This is a genomic window from Streptomyces sp. NBC_00704 (assembly GCF_036226605.1).
Taxonomy (GTDB): Bacteria; Actinomycetota; Actinomycetes; order Streptomycetales; family Streptomycetaceae; genus Streptomyces.
The window spans coordinates 937576-951383 of sequence record NZ_CP109000.1; the positions used below are offsets into that span (position 1 = coordinate 937576).

A 13808-nucleotide genomic window follows, 5' to 3' on the forward strand; every position below is an offset into this window, starting at 1 on the left:
CGCGGGCCGGAAGTGGGCATGCAGAAGCCCAGGGCCACAGACCGAGGAAGGCGAGGGGGGAGTCCAAAAACTGTAGAGGCGAAAACGCCGACGACCAAAAAGCTGGCGTGAGGTGCCGGATTCCGATACCTCACGCCAGCTTTTTGGTCAACCGCCGATCTGGGCCTACTGAACCTTTTCAGCGTTGCCTCTCCAGGGTGAGGACGGCTTTGGCGATGACGGTCATGCGGTTGGGGCTGATGCGGGATCTGCGGAAGATCTGCCAGGACTTGAGCCGGGCCATGCCGCGTTCGACGGGTGCCCTGGCGGCGGAGAGGGCCCGGTTCCTGGTCCGGTCGGTGAAGGTGAGTTCACCGTGGGGCGGGCGGCGCTTGGCGGTGGTGACCCAGTCACCGGCGCCGATGTAGGCCATGTCGGCGAGGACCGGGACGCCCTGCCGCTCGCAGATCCGGAGGATCTTGTGGGTGCGGGCGGCGGTCAGGTCGTGGGTCCGGCCCGGCAGCGCTGGGGACAGCCACAGGATCTCGCCGGCCGGATCGGTGACGACCTGCACGTTCACCCCGTGCCGTTTGTGTTTCGCCGAGTAGTCGGCCCGGCCGTCGCCGACGCGGTCGCACTCGGCGAGCGTGCCGTCCAGGAGGGCGAAGTCCGGGTCGTGCTCGCGCAGCGTCTTCAGCAGGCCCGGTGCCTGCTCGGCGAGCAAGCCGGTGACGGAGGTGATGTAGGCGTGGGCGGTGCCGACGGATATCCCGAAGGCCGCGGCGATGCGGGCGAGGGTGTCATGCCGGCGCAGGTACACGAGTGCGACGAGCGCACGGCGGTGCGGCGGGAGTTTGCACCGCCGGTCACCCTCGCGGGTGACGATGAGCATCGTGACCCACTCGACCAGGGCGTGAGGCAGGTCGAGTGCGGCAGGATACGGAACCAACAGGGCTCCTGTGCTGCTGAGTTGAGACGTTGAACACCTCTCTCAACGGCACGGGAGCCCTGTCCGTTGCGCACCCCGACCTTCACACCGCTCCGTCACCCGATCGGTGGCCACACTGAAAACGCTCACTGTTTTTGAACCGCCCGGCGCACACCGCCGCTGACTACTCCCCTGCCCCACCTCACGGAGGTACCCCTTTGCCCCGGCACACCTAGCTCACCGCCCGGCCACGCGGAGCGAGCGGCAACTCGCCACACCGGCCCGCCTTGATCGCCCACCCCGGCCGCCGCGCCCTTCCCATCACGCCTCGCGCACGCGGCACGGCCGGACACTGCACCCCGAAGGACACGCTCATGACGTCTCGCCACCCACCCACGCCCGAAAGCCCTGACCGGCGAGCGATCCGCTCCGGTTGAAGGCGCTCGCCGCCGGCATCGGCGTCGTCTTCCTCTCCCCGATCCTGATCGCCGGCACCGGCATGATGCTGGCCTCCTCCGCCGACGCCGTGCAGAGCAGCAGCTCCTTCAGCAGCTGCCTCACCGACATCGACACCGACGAGGTCGCCGAGCAGGTCACCAAGATTCTCGACGGCGCGTCCGGCAAGAACGTCCACGTCGAGGGCCTGGACCTGCCCGCCGAACAAGTCCCCAACGCGGCGACGATCGTGGCCGCCGGCCTCTCGCTCGACGTCCCCAGGAAGGGACAGATCATCGCGCTCGCCACCGCGATGCAGGAGAGCCGGCTGCGCAACCTCAACTACGGCGACCGGGACTCGCTCGGCCTGTTCCAGCAGCGTCCCTCCCAGGGCTGGGGCAGTGCCCAGCAGATCCGCGATCCGGTCTACGCCTCCGAGCAGTTCTACAAGCACTTGCTCAAGGTGAGCGGCTGGCAGCAGATGACCGTCCCCCAGGCCGCCCAAGCCGTGCAGAGATCCGCCTACCCCGACGCGTATGCGCAGTGGGAGAGCCTGGCCACCGCGCTGCAGGATGCCATCGCCAAGACCTTCCCGGGCGGCGGCACCGACGCGGACAACGAGGACGCAGACCAGGGCGAGCAAGCATCGACCGGCACGAGCGGCTGTGCTCCGGGCCAGGACGGTTCCGGCTTCGGCCGTATCCCCGAGGGAAGCGTCCCGAAGGGCTACGCGATCCCTAAGGACGCCGATCCGAAGGCGCGCAAGGCCATCGAGTGGGCGATGCACCAGCTCGGCACGCTCTACCAGTGGGGCGGCACCTGCACCAACGCGCATGGTCCTGACCCGATGGGCCGTTGCGACTGCTCCAGCCTGATGCAGCAGGCGTACGCACATGCAGGCGTCACTCTCACCCGCACCACGTATACGCAGGTCAACGAGGGCAAGGCGGTCTCGCCAGCCCAACTCAAGCCCGGCGATCTGATCTTCAGCCGCGGCACCGCCGCCCGCCCTGAGCACGTCGGCATGTACATGGGCGAGGGCCTCGTGATCGAGGCGCCGCGCACCACCAAGCCGGTCCGGATCACTCCGATCAAGGACTGGACGATTCTCGCCGCCCGCCGCGTTCTCTGACGCCGGCCGGGGCGCGAGGGCCCCGGCGCACCATCTCTGACCGAGATTCCCCCAACAGTACGGAGCATCTTCTTGATAACCCGCCCCCGCGCCCCGCGTGCCCTCGCGGCAGCCTCTCTGGGCCTGGCCGTCGCCGCCGGCGGCCTCGCCACCGCCACCGCAGCACAGGCGTACGACACCGGCACCACCACCATCAGCTGCAGTGCGGTCAAGGTGCGCAAGGCACCGTCGAAGACGTCCACGGTCTTGGGCATCGGCTACAGGCACGACAAGGTCGTCTACGACCAGTGGGTCTACAAGAAGGCCGAGAAGACCTGGTACACGCGCGGCACCGTCACCCGGAAGTCGGACGGCAAGAAAATCGGCCGCGGTTACATGATCTACAACTGCGCGAACCCGTACAAGACCAACCCCGCTCCGAAGCCGCCGATCCCGAAGTAGGGGTCTTCCACTGCCGGTTCGGCCCCTGAGCCGGCGCCTTCGCCGGGAGCACCGGCTCGGTCCGCAGCCTCGGCGCGGCACCTGCTGCGTCCTCGTGCGAGCGATGCCGTCTCTTCGCGGACGCCGCCCGGCCAGCCCGTGCATCCACGGTGTCTGCCCTCCCTTTCTACGAGGCGCTGCCTCGTTCCTCCCTTTCCTTCTGTGATTCCCGCGCGCCAAATTTCGGCGCGCCCAAGGAGCTTCCTTGCCCCTACTCGAAACCGTGCAGTACCTGGCCTACGATCCCGGCATCACGCCGTCGGGCGGTGGCCTGCCCGGCCTGAGCGTGCTGAAGAACGTCGTCAACTCGATCAACCTGTTCGGCATCATCGCCGTCGTCGGCGCCCTCGCTGTGTCGCTCGGCGTGTGGGCTTGGGGACACCACACGGGCGGTCACCAGGCCGAGGCCAACGGGAAGAAGGGCGCGGTCGTGGCCGCGGGCGCCGCCCTGGGCCTGGGCGCCGCGAACGGCATCGTCGCGTTCTTCTCGACCCTCGGGTCGCAGGTGCACTGATGAAGAAACGACTCCCCTCCCTGTCGTCGTATGGCAGTGGCTGGTCGGCCAACCGGCGCATCGCGATCGTCGCCTCCGCCGTCGCAGTCCTGCTCGCCGTCGCCGGGATCGTCGCCCTGCTGACCGGCGGCGGCAACGGCCACCAGGCCCCGGGCACCGCCGCGCCTACCCCGAGTGGCAGCCCGTCCTCCTCCGAGGCCGCCCCCAAGCCTTCCTCCGGATCCGGGTCGGTGTCCCAGCCTCCGCAGATCGCCGAACCGGTCGCCTACGCCAAGGCGGCGGCCCAGATGCTGTGGTCCTACGACACCCGCGACACCAGCCGCGACCAACAACTCGCCGGCATGCGCGCCTGGATGACCACGGAGACCACGTACACCGACTGGGCCTCGGTCTCTGGCCAAGTGCCCGATCCGGTGCTGTGGTCGCGGATGGCCGACCAGGACCAGCACGCCACCGCCAGCGTCACCGAGGGCCACTACCCCTCCGCGTTCAAGCAGGCGCTGGCCGACGACCCGTCCGCGATCACCGAGGCGTACATCTACGTCGTCACCGTCAACGGCACGCAGCAGATCGCCTGGAAAAAGGGCGGCGGCGGAGCCGAGGAACGGGCCGTGACCCTCGCCGTCCAGTGCCGCCCGAATCACGACTGCACCCTGGCCGCCATCGCCCCGAGCGTCACGCAGTGACCCGCGCCTGAGACAAGAAAGGAGGAGTAACTCCTCGTGGGTTTCTGTGATTTCCCCCTGGCAGACAAGCTGTGCGCCGTCGGCGACGCAGTCGATTTCGCCTCGGACCCCGGCAAGGCCATCGGTGACTGGATGGCGAAGTCCGCCGGTGAACTGGCCGCCGCCGCAGCCGATCTGGCCGCCGAGGCCGTCAACACCACCACGAAGGTCGACCTCAACGCGTCGTGGTTCGTCGACAACTACGAGATGCTGCTGCCTCTGGGCCTGGTCCTGCTGGTCGCCACATTCTGCGCACAACTGGTCCGGGCCGCCATCCGACGCGACGGACAAGCCCTGGCACAAGCGTTCACCGGCACCATGAGCGGCGTCCTGTTCGCCTTCTGCGCCATCGCCTTCACCACGGTCGCCGTCGAAGTGGTCGATGCCGTCAGCGACGGCCTGTTCAAGACCGCCCACCTGAACATCGAGTCGGCCGTGCGACGCATCGTGAAGGTCAACCAGATCGCGAGCCTGTCCGGGATGGGCTGGCTCGTTGCGGTTGTCGCCGGCCTTGGTGCCGCCGTCGGTGCCTTCCTCTACTGGTGCGTGATGATGGTCCGCAAGGTCGGCATCCTCGTCATGGTCACGCTGGCTGTCTTCGCGTCCGCCGGCGGCGGGTGGGAGGTCGCGCGGCGCTGGCGCAAGGGCTGGATCGAGGCCACCGCCACCCTCGTCGTCTCCAAGCTCCTGATGACCGTGATCTTCGTCCTCGGTATCGCCGCCATGGGCAAAACCGAGGCCAAGGACGGCATCGCCGCTCTGGCCGACGTCATGTCCGGCATCGTGATCATGATCCTGGTGCTGCTGTGCCCCTACGCCGTCTTCAAGTTCGTGCACTGGGCGGCCGACGGGACCGACGGCGAGTCCATCCACCGTGCCGGTGGCGCCGGAGCGCAGATCGCCAAGGCGCATGCCGAGAACGCCGCCCGCAAGGCCGCCGCGGCTGCGGCCACCGCCGGAACCGGTGGCGCTGCAGCCGGAGCAGGCGCCGCACCGCAGGGGCCCGACGCCGCTGGCGGTGGCGGTTTCCCCGGCGACGTCGCCGCCAACCCGACCGGCGGCGGAGGAGGCAAGGAAGGTTCGCAGGACGGCGGTACGGGCATCTCGCCCGGTGGCGACGCGGTCAAGTCCGGTCTGGAGAAAGCCGTCCAGCCCGCGCCGACGAGCGTGTCCGACGACACCAGCGGCCAAGTGGGCGGCAGCCCAGGGCCGGGCGGGCCCGGAGCGAACGCCGCCTCCGGCCAGGGCAGCGGATGGCAGTCCGCGCCGCCGACCACCACCGCACCGCCGCAGGGCGCACCTCCGCCCTCCGGCTCACAGAACGCCACGTCCAGTGGGTCGGCCTCACCCTCTCCGCCGCCGACCGGCCTCTGATCCCTTGCCCGTCCACCGGGGGCGGGACTTGCGCTGCACCTCCCGCCCCCGGGTTCCCCCGCGTCTCCAGGACCCGCCCCTTTGACTGATCTCTCCGTCGCCCCGGTCACGGTGAAGTTCCCGCACCGGTCCCGCCGCGGCATCCTCCTCGGCCTCTCCCTGCCCCAACTCATCCTCGTCTCCTGCACACTGGCGCTCCTGCTGATGACGGTGGTCTCCACCGGACTGCTCGGCGCCGTCGCCCTGGCCCCGCTGTGGGCGGCATCCGGTGCGCTCGTCACAATCCGCCGGCACGGCCGCTCCCTCATCGACTGGGCACCGATCGTCGCCCGCTACGCACACCGCCGCCGCACCGGCCAGACCCTCTGGCTCGCCCGGCCCGTCACCCGGCCCCGGCAGGACGGCATCCTCCACCTGCCCGGCACCACCGCCTCCCTCAAGGTGGTCACCCCCGGCGACTCCGTCAACGGCGCCGCGGCCGTGCACGACCCGCAACAGCAGACCCTGACCGCCATCGCCCGCGTCACCAGCCGCGCCTTCGCCCTCCTCGACCCCGCCACCCAGAACCACAACGTGAGCAGTTGGGGACGCGCGCTCGCGGGTATCGCCCGCACCGGGCACGTCGCCACTGTGCAGGTGCTGGAACGCACCGTCCCCGACTCGGGCGACACCCTCACCCGCCACTGGACCCACAACGGGCAGCCCCAGACTCCCGTCGCCGGACAGATCTACTCCGAGCTGGTCTCCTCGGCCGGCCCTGCCGCCGCCCCGCACGAGACCTACCTCGCCATCTCCCTCGACCTCAAGGCCGCCCGGCGCCTGATCAACCAGGCCGGCGGAGGGCTGCCCGGCGCGTTCACCGTCATGGAGCAGACCAGCGCATCCATCGCCCAGGCCGCGCGCAACGCCGGACTCCAGGTCACCGGATGGCTGACCGCGAGGGAGATCGCCGCCGTCATCCGCACCGCCTACGACCCAAAGGCGCTCGCCGCCCTCCAGCAGTGGTCCGAGACCGGCCGCGCCGAGGCCGACCCCGCAGCCGCCGGGCCCGTCGTCCAGTTCGAGGAGTACGACCGGCTCGCCACCGACAGCGCACGGCACGCAACGTACTGGGTGGAGAACTGGCCGAGGACGGAGATGGGGGCCGGGTTCCTGCACGGGATCATGTTCACGGCCGGCGTGCGGCGCAGCCTCTCCCTTATATACGTGCCGCAGGGACTCGAGTCCGCGCTGCGAGACGTCCAGCGGAAGAAGGCGGCGATCATCGCCGACGCCAACGAGAGGGCCCGCCGGGGGCAGGTCGACAGCGAGGAAGACTCCGTCGAGTACGCCGACGTCAAGCAGCGTGAGCGCCAGCTCATCGCCGGACATGCCGACGTGGCCCTGACCGGCCTGGTCACCGTCACCGCCGAGACCGACGCCCTCCTGGACGCCGCCTGCGCACAGATCGAGACCCACGCCGTCACCTCCGGGGTCGATCTGCGACGGCTCAACTACCAGCAGCCGGACGCCTTCGCCCTCACCGCGCTCCCACTCGCCCGGACCGCCCTGTGAGCCGGGCCCGTCCCCGCCGGTCAGCGCCGTGGCGCCCGCCGCTCTTCGAACATCCGTCACCGCCCCTGCCTGCCGGCAGGAAGGACCACCACCTTTGACCTCGCCCACGCGTCCGGACGACGCGCACCCCTACCTCCGCGCCGCAAGCGCCGGCTTCCGCCACCACACCCGGGCCCTGGCACCGTCGGACGCGAACCCGCCCCGGCCAGCGGACCGCGTGCACGTTGACGTGCTGCACGCCCACCTCACCGCCCTGCACCAGCTCATGGACCGGCTCGCCGAAAACACCCGGCCTGCGCACCCCGCCGCCGGCCGCCACCTCGCCACCGCGCACACCCGCCTCTGGCAGGCCACCAGCGAGGTCCACTCCGCCTTCCACCTGCTGCCCAACAGCGCAGCAGCAGAAGCCGAGTCGAGCGCATGCCATCCGGAGCGGCTTCCTGAGGGACCGCCCGTGCTCACGATCTGCCAGCGCCACCTCGCCGCCGGGCATGTCATCCGCCGCAAGACCACCCCCACCGACCTCCGCCCGCACACCACAGCCTGCGTGCGATGAGCACTACCCGCAGAAACGAGGGCCACCGATGAACCACCGGCCCGCCCGCCGCGCCCGCCGCGCCTCCGCCAGCCCGCTCTTCACCCCCCACGGCACCGATCGCGCCAGCCGCAAGGCCGCCCGTCGCCAGCTCGCCGAGGCCACCGCCAAGGCCCGCGCGCAAGCCAGTGCCCACCAGAGTGAGAGCACGTCCGCCGCCCACGAGATGCCCACCGCGCTCTACCCGGCGAACGGACGTCCCGGACCCGCCTCCGCGCGTCACAACCGGCTGAAGCTGCCCGCCCACCGCATGACCACCGCGGTCGCGGCCGGTGCCTATCCCTTCTTGGCCGAAGGGGGACTCGGCGCCGAGGGCATCTACATCGGGCGCGATGTCCACGCCGAGGCCAGCTTCGTCTTCGATCCGTTCGCTCTGTACGGCAAGGTCGAGGGATTCACCAACCCGAACCTCTTGCTCGCCGGGGTCATCGGCCAGGGCAAGAGCGCGCTCGCCAAGTCCTTCGCGCTGCGTTCGGTGGCCTTCGGATACCGCGTCTACGTCCCGTGCGACCCGAAGGGCGAATGGACGCCGGTGGCACAAGCCCTCGGTGGCCGGTCCGTCGCTCTCGGCCCCGGACTGCCCGGACGACTGAACCCCTTGGACGCGGCCCCGCGCCCGCACAGCGTCTCCGAGGACGACTGGGTCGGCGAGATCCGCAAACGGCGCCTGCTCCTGCTCGGCTCCCTGGCCCGGACGGTCCTGGGCCGGGACCTGATGCCCATGGAGCACACCGCCCTGGACGTCGCCCTGGACGCCGTCGTCACCCGCGCCGTCCACACTGGCCGCACCCCGCTGCTCGGCGATGTCGCCGCCACCCTCAACAACCCCAGTGCGCTCGACGAGGCCGCCGGGATGATGTCGGGCCAACTCGGCGACGCCGCCCGCGACCTGGCCCACGCCATGCGCCGCCTCGTCCACGGTGACCTGGCCGGCATGTTCGACGCCCCCTCCACCGTCGCCTTCGACCCGAACGCACCGATGCTCACCATCGACCTCTCCCGGCTCGGCGGATCCGGCGACGACACCGCCCTCGTCCTGGCGATGACCTGCGCGAGTGCCTGGATGGAGTCCGCCCTCTCCGACCCGTCCGGCGGCCGGCGCTGGATCGTGTACGACGAGGCGTGGCGGTTGATGCGGCACGTCGGCCTGCTGCAGCGCATGCAGGCCCAGTGGAAGCTCAGCCGCGGCCTCGGCATCGCCAACCTCATGGTGATCCACCGGCTGTCTGACCTGCTCACCGCCGGCGACGCCGGATCACAAGGCCGGGCCTTGGCCGAGGGCCTCCTCGCCGACTGCAGCACCCGCATCATCTACCGCCAGGAGACCGACCAACTCCACGCCGCGGCCTCGCTGCTCGGCCTGACCTCCGTCGAAATGGACGCCATCGCCCACCTCAACCGAGGGCGTGGCCTGTGGAAAGTCGCCGGACGATCTTTCATCGTGCAGCACCTCCTGCACGCGTACGAGCTGGCACTCTTCGACACCGACGCCCGAATGCATAAAAAAGCCGTAAAAGACTCATGAAACCTGATATCCGGCGTGAGCTGATCCCGCGCGCCACCACGCTCCACCTCATCGACGCGCTCAACGCCGTGAGGGGCAAACTCTCCGGCGCGTTCGAGCAGTGGGAGCTGCTGGACGACACCGGTCGCGTCCCGGCCTCGCCGTCCTACACCGCGCTTCTCCAGCACGTCACCGGCGCACAGACGCTCGCCCGTGATGTCGTCCAGCTGACCGCGGACTTCGCCCGGACCACCTCCAGTACGAACCGTGCCGGCAGCGCCGTCCTCGCCCATCTGGCGTCGGCGGTCACCCTGTCGAGCCAGGCCGTACCGCACTTCGCCGAGACCGCACAGACCGCGCTCTCACCGCCCCGGCCGCACAGCGAGAACGACAGCTACGTCCGTGACAACCGCATGGTCGTCGAACACGCGACGGCGCGTGCCTGTCTGCGGCGCGCGGCACAGGCGCTCGGTGACGCAGTCCAGGAACTCACCGACCACCTCGACTTCCACCGCTTCTTCCTCACGCCCTCCCACCGCCAGAGCCCGGTACCGCCGCCCAAACCGCGCGGTCGCCACCGCTGACCCGGACCGGCCCCACCCTTTCAAGGAGCCCTCTGAACCGCCCCGCCCACCTCAGCGACGCCGACTGGGCCGACTACCAGCAGTGCCAGGCCGAGCACGACGACCTCATCGCACAAGTCGCCGAACGCGAAGCCCAAATGGAACACGACCTGATCGCCGCCTACGACGACTACGAACTCGATTTCGCTCCCGTGCCGAAGCCCGAAGCCGACCCCGCACGCCGGACACCCCCGTCCCACCACGCGTCGGCCTCCCGCAGGAGGAACCGTGGCCGCTGACCAGGAGAACACTCCAGAGGCCCGCCGCGCGGCTGCGCTCGCACCGCTTCCCGACCACCACAACGTGGACACCCCGTGGTGGCAGGAGCTGTGGCGCCGCCACGCGCACATCACCACGCCACTGCGAGAGCGCGGGCTGGAGTGCGACATCGAGTTCGGCCTCAGCGCCTACATCGTGCGCGTATCCCTCCCCGACGGCAGTTGCCTGATCATCGGTCCGCCGCAGGAGCCCCCCTCCGACCGCCCGCCGGGAAGTCCGGAGGGCTGGATCGCGACCCGCGAGCACCCCGACGACCCGTCGCTGTCCGAGGTCCTCTACGACTCGGCACCCTCCGACGACCCCGGTGCACCCCAGCGGCCCGAAGCCCGGCACGGCGGCAGCGCCCAGCCCCTGATCGAGGCGATCGACCATCGCCTCGATCAGCTCGGACTGCTGCCAACTCCCTCCTCGCCCACCGCCCGTACGCCCGTGTCCGCAGCCGAGCCGGCGCCCCGCGCCCCCGAGCCCGCGGACGTCTCCGGCAACGCGGACCGCACCTTCGTCTACGGCGACGCACTCCTCGCTCTCACCGACCGGCTCAACGCCACCGAGTCACCTGCGGACGCCGCCGCCCTGCTGCACCAGATCCTGGACCCCACCAGCGGCCTGCTGGAACGGCTCGGCGAGTTCTTCGAAGCAGCCGCGGAAAAGGCCAAGGAATCCGAGCAGGACGACGGATTCGACCTCCACTACGACCTTCAGGACGCGGCGGCCACCCTGCGCAGTCTCGGCGAGGACCTGCACACCGCTGTCGACCGCATGCGTGCCCTGGCCCCCGCGCGCCGGACCACCCGGGCCGGTCTCCCGCCGGGTCCGAGCCCGGGGCCACCGACGGCGACCACCGCCGTGCCCGGCCGCACCCGGTGAACCAGGCACACCCGACGCTCGCCGCGCCCTCGCCCGGCTCAAAGACCAGGAATGTGCCGCCTTCCCGAAATGGCGAGGTCCACCAGCCGCAGGCCCCACGTCGTGGACTTCCGCCCGGCAGGCAGGTGGCCCGGACGGCGGTCGGCGTCGCCTCCGGGGAGGTACACGGTGCGCTATCTCGGCACTCCCTCGGGGCCTGAGATTCGGGCTGCGATGAGCGCCGGACGCATCGGCTGTATGACCACCCCGGCGCAAGGCAGTCGGATCCCCGAGGGTGCGCTGTATGCCTGTGACAACTCCAAGTTCGGCAGCGACGCAAGGGCCGCTACTGGCCCGGAGCCCAAGCATGGTTCGCCTGGCTGCACCGGACCGTTGAACGGTACGGGCCGGATCGCTGCCTGTGGGCGCTCGCCCCGGACCAGCCGTTCGACGCCGTCGGCACCCTCACCGAGTCCCTGCCGTGGCTGGCCCGCATCCGCGAACTCGGCGTGCCCGCGGCCTACGCGGCCCAGGACGGCTGCGATACACCCGGGCTGCTGCCCTGGGACGACTTCGACGTCCTGTTCCTGGCCGGATCGACCGAGTGGAAACTCGGCCCCGTCGCCGAACGGCTGGCCCGCGAGGCGAAGGCCCGCGGCAAAGGCGTGCACATGGGCCGCGTCAACTCCCGGATCAGGCTGGGGATAGCCGAGTGGTTCGGCTGCGACAGCGCCGACGGCACCTACCTCGCGTTCGGGCCCGACAAGAACCTGCCCAAACTCCTGACCTGGCTCGACGAACTCGATGGCCGCCCCTCCCTCATCGGCGGCACACACCCCTTCGCCGCCCCCGACGCTCCGTCGACGACTCCGCCTCCGCGAGCAGACCTCCGACGACGTGTACCGCCAGGTCACGAGGCTGCCCTGAGATCGAAGAAATACCCGCCCACGGCGACAAGCGATGTAGCCCCCGCCCTCCCGACACCACGAGGTCCCCGTGCCAGAACCCGCTGAACAGTCGACGCCGCACCGGTCGCAGCAGCAGAACCTCGAACTGCGCAGTACCTCCGAGCCCCTCGAACTGCTCGACCACACCGGCCACGTCCCGGACGATGGCGGGTCACCGGCCGGAGCCTCATCGTCGGACATCAACTCCACTCGCACGAGCCTGGCGTTGCTCGACACTGACGGACCTGCAGACAAGCCCACGCCCGCCATTAGCCTCGGCGATCACGACCAGATCGGTGTCATCGCCCTCACCAGCAACGACGCCCCCGCTGCAGCCCACACCCTCCTTACCGACCACGGCTTCTGGCGCCCACGTGGCGTCTTCGGCTCCATCCTGATCCACGACAGGTACGACCACGACGTTCCGGCCCGCCTCACGCGGTTCCTCGCCGATGCCGACCGACAAGGCATCGGCGTGGAATACCACCTGCCCCGCATCTTCGCGGACGCCGGTTCTCCCGCTGCGGGCAAGCGCGTCGAAGACCTGTGGCGCGACAACCAGCAACGGGAGTACCGCCGTTCACAGCGTGAGGCCGTCCGCATCTCCACCTCCGGCAGCGATCTGGAGTCCCTCGCCCACGGCCTGTGTCACCGTCTGCCCGGCGAATGGGCTTCCTGCATCACCGACTTCGCCGATCCGGACAGCCAGCTCGACTTCTTCGACGACCTGTGGGACAACGCGTCTTTGGCCAGTGCCTGGATGCAATTCCGCGTTCCCCGCGCCGCGATCCTCACCGGCCCCAACCGCCTCGAGCTCGTCGTGATCGACCGCCCGCTGCACCGCGGGCAGGTTCTCGTCGGCGCGCTATCCCTGCACGGCATCACCCACGACTACTTCGGCGACGACAACGCCCCGCACGCGATCGCAGTCCCCGCCGAGGCAGTCCGCGCCGCGCACACGGTCTCCCGGCGGCTCCTGCCCCGCTACCGCCAGGCCGCCCGGCGCCTCAGGAAACCATGACCGCGTCCCGCACCGATCTGTCCGCCTCCGAGGGCCCACCGACCCGCCCGCCCACAGCAGCGCCCGGCATACAGCCGACGGCGAGCACGCCGTCCTCAGCACGGCGGTAGACGCCCCCACCCCTCCTGGAGTTCCCGCTGTCCGATCCTGACCAGCGGATGCTGCTGCACGACGTGGCCGACCGGCTCAACGCCGTGGCCGACCACCTCCCGCTCCCCGACCAGATCCAACCGGACCCGGCCCTGAGCGAGATCCTGGACGACGAAGTCCGCCACCTGGCCAGCCTGCTGACCTACCTCGTCGGCGAGAGCGCCTTCCGCCACCGGGCCGCCGCCCGCTACCCGACCCGCGTCACGGCCACCCATCGCCGCACCACGCTCGCGCTCGCCCAAGCGGCCGAGCCCACCAGTGCCGCGCTCGCCGCCCTCGGCTCGGCCGTGCACCACCTCGGCCTCCTCGCCGAACTCACCCACCAAGCACCTGGTCCTACCCGCACCCGGGCGATCGCCTCCACGTACCCGGGTCTCGTGGACCGGCTCGGTGAGAGCCGCACCTGCCTCGCCCGCGCCGCGAAGCAACTACGTGCCGCCGCCGATACACGGGCGGCACCGGCCGTGACCGCGCCGTCCCCGCCGACGGCATCCGCCACCGCATCCCGTACCCGCTAACCCGCTATTTCCCGGAGCCTCCTGATTCCCCTGCACACCTCCGCACGCCGCACCGCCCTCCTGCTCACCGCCGCATCCGTCGCGCTGACCGCGTCCGCCTGCGCCACTTCCGGCAGCCCGGACGCCGACACCACAGCCAGGGCCACCCGCAGCAGCGCCTCCCCCACCCCGACCGCCGAGCCGGCACTGACGAAGAAGGAGGCC

15 protein-coding genes are annotated in these 13808 nt (G+C 70.5%); 14 read left to right on the forward strand and 1 reads right to left on the reverse strand.

Annotated features, from left to right (window positions below):
• Positions 1-178: 178 nt before the first annotated feature.
• Entirely contained in the window at positions 179-928 is a 750-nt protein-coding gene (locus tag OG802_RS04060; RefSeq protein WP_329407288.1) for a transposase family protein, read from the reverse strand.
• Positions 929-1340: 412 nt separating this feature from the next.
• Here OG802_RS04060 and OG802_RS04065 point away from each other — a divergent pair, with 412 nt between their 5' ends.
• The 14 genes from OG802_RS04065 to OG802_RS04130 all read left to right on the forward strand — a co-directional run bounded on the left by OG802_RS04065 (position 1341) and on the right by OG802_RS04130 (position 13604).
• Complete coding sequence (locus OG802_RS04065; protein ID WP_329407290.1) at positions 1341-2474, forward strand: C40 family peptidase; 1134 nt, start codon at positions 1341-1343, stop codon at positions 2472-2474.
• 72 nt (positions 2475-2546) lie between these two features.
• Entirely contained in the window at positions 2547-2915 is a 369-nt protein-coding gene (locus tag OG802_RS04070; RefSeq protein ID WP_329407291.1) for a hypothetical protein, read from the forward strand.
• Positions 2916-3159: 244 nt separating this feature from the next.
• A complete protein-coding gene (locus OG802_RS04075) occupies positions 3160-3468 on the forward strand; it encodes a DUF6112 family protein (RefSeq protein ID WP_061334899.1) in 309 nt (102 codons plus the stop codon).
• Entirely contained in the window at positions 3468-4154 is a 687-nt protein-coding gene (locus OG802_RS04080; RefSeq protein ID WP_329407295.1) for a hypothetical protein, read from the forward strand. Before OG802_RS04075 ends, OG802_RS04080 begins: the two co-directional genes overlap by 1 nt.
• 36 nt (positions 4155-4190) lie before the next feature.
• Positions 4191-5567 carry an SCO6881 family protein gene (locus OG802_RS04085; RefSeq protein ID WP_329407297.1) on the forward strand — a complete coding sequence of 459 codons (1377 nt, stop codon included), beginning with the start codon at positions 4191-4193 and terminating at the stop codon, positions 5565-5567.
• A gap of 81 nt (positions 5568-5648) precedes the next feature.
• Positions 5649-7121, forward strand: a complete 1473-nt coding sequence (locus OG802_RS04090) for an SCO6880 family protein (RefSeq protein ID WP_269648192.1) — start codon at positions 5649-5651, stop codon at positions 7119-7121.
• Positions 7122-7215: 94 nt separating this feature from the next.
• Positions 7216-7677, forward strand: coding sequence for a DUF6238 family protein (locus OG802_RS04095; RefSeq protein ID WP_329407301.1), 462 nt, complete (start codon positions 7216-7218; stop codon positions 7675-7677).
• Between the two features lie 28 nt (positions 7678-7705).
• Entirely contained in the window at positions 7706-9241 is a 1536-nt protein-coding gene (locus OG802_RS04100) for a VirB4 family type IV secretion system protein (protein WP_119581275.1), read from the forward strand.
• The gene (locus OG802_RS04105; RefSeq protein ID WP_329407304.1) at positions 9238-9804 is read left to right on the forward strand and encodes a hypothetical protein; all 567 of its coding nucleotides are present in this window, start codon (positions 9238-9240) and stop codon (positions 9802-9804) included. The genes OG802_RS04100 and OG802_RS04105 overlap by 4 nt, the downstream gene beginning before the upstream one ends.
• Positions 9805-9941: 137 nt before the next feature.
• Positions 9942-10082 (forward strand): hypothetical protein, encoded by a 141-nt coding sequence (locus OG802_RS04110; protein WP_329407306.1) that lies wholly within the window; start codon positions 9942-9944, stop codon positions 10080-10082.
• Positions 10072-10989: a hypothetical protein gene (locus OG802_RS04115; RefSeq protein WP_329407308.1), complete on the forward strand. Its 918-nt coding sequence runs from the start codon at positions 10072-10074 to the stop codon at positions 10987-10989. The genes OG802_RS04110 and OG802_RS04115 overlap by 11 nt, the downstream gene beginning before the upstream one ends.
• 488 nt (positions 10990-11477) lie before the next feature.
• The gene (locus OG802_RS04120) at positions 11478-11981 is read left to right on the forward strand and encodes a hypothetical protein (RefSeq protein WP_329407310.1); all 504 of its coding nucleotides are present in this window, start codon (positions 11478-11480) and stop codon (positions 11979-11981) included.
• The gene (locus OG802_RS04125; RefSeq protein ID WP_269648196.1) at positions 11965-12936 is read left to right on the forward strand and encodes a hypothetical protein; all 972 of its coding nucleotides are present in this window, start codon (positions 11965-11967) and stop codon (positions 12934-12936) included. Before OG802_RS04120 ends, OG802_RS04125 begins: the two co-directional genes overlap by 17 nt.
• A gap of 158 nt (positions 12937-13094) precedes the next feature.
• Positions 13095-13604, forward strand: a complete 510-nt coding sequence (locus OG802_RS04130; RefSeq protein WP_269648197.1) for a hypothetical protein — start codon at positions 13095-13097, stop codon at positions 13602-13604.
• The last annotated feature ends 204 nt before the right edge of the window (positions 13605-13808 follow it).

What these genes read in the sequence shown, in the direction of transcription:
- OG802_RS04130 (WP_269648197.1), top strand. Translation starts at nt 13,095, where the DNA reads ATGCTGCTGCACGACGTGGCCGACCGGCTCAACGCCGTGGCCGACCAC.
- OG802_RS04080 (WP_329407295.1), top strand. Translation starts at nt 3,468, where the DNA reads ATGAAGAAACGACTCCCCTCCCTGTCGTCGTATGGCAGTGGCTGGTCG.
- OG802_RS04100 (WP_119581275.1), top strand. Translation starts at nt 7,706, where the DNA reads ATGAACCACCGGCCCGCCCGCCGCGCCCGCCGCGCCTCCGCCAGCCCG.
- OG802_RS04105 (WP_329407304.1), top strand. Translation starts at nt 9,238, where the DNA reads ATGAAACCTGATATCCGGCGTGAGCTGATCCCGCGCGCCACCACGCTC.
- OG802_RS04110 (WP_329407306.1), top strand. Translation starts at nt 9,942, where the DNA reads ATGGAACACGACCTGATCGCCGCCTACGACGACTACGAACTCGATTTC.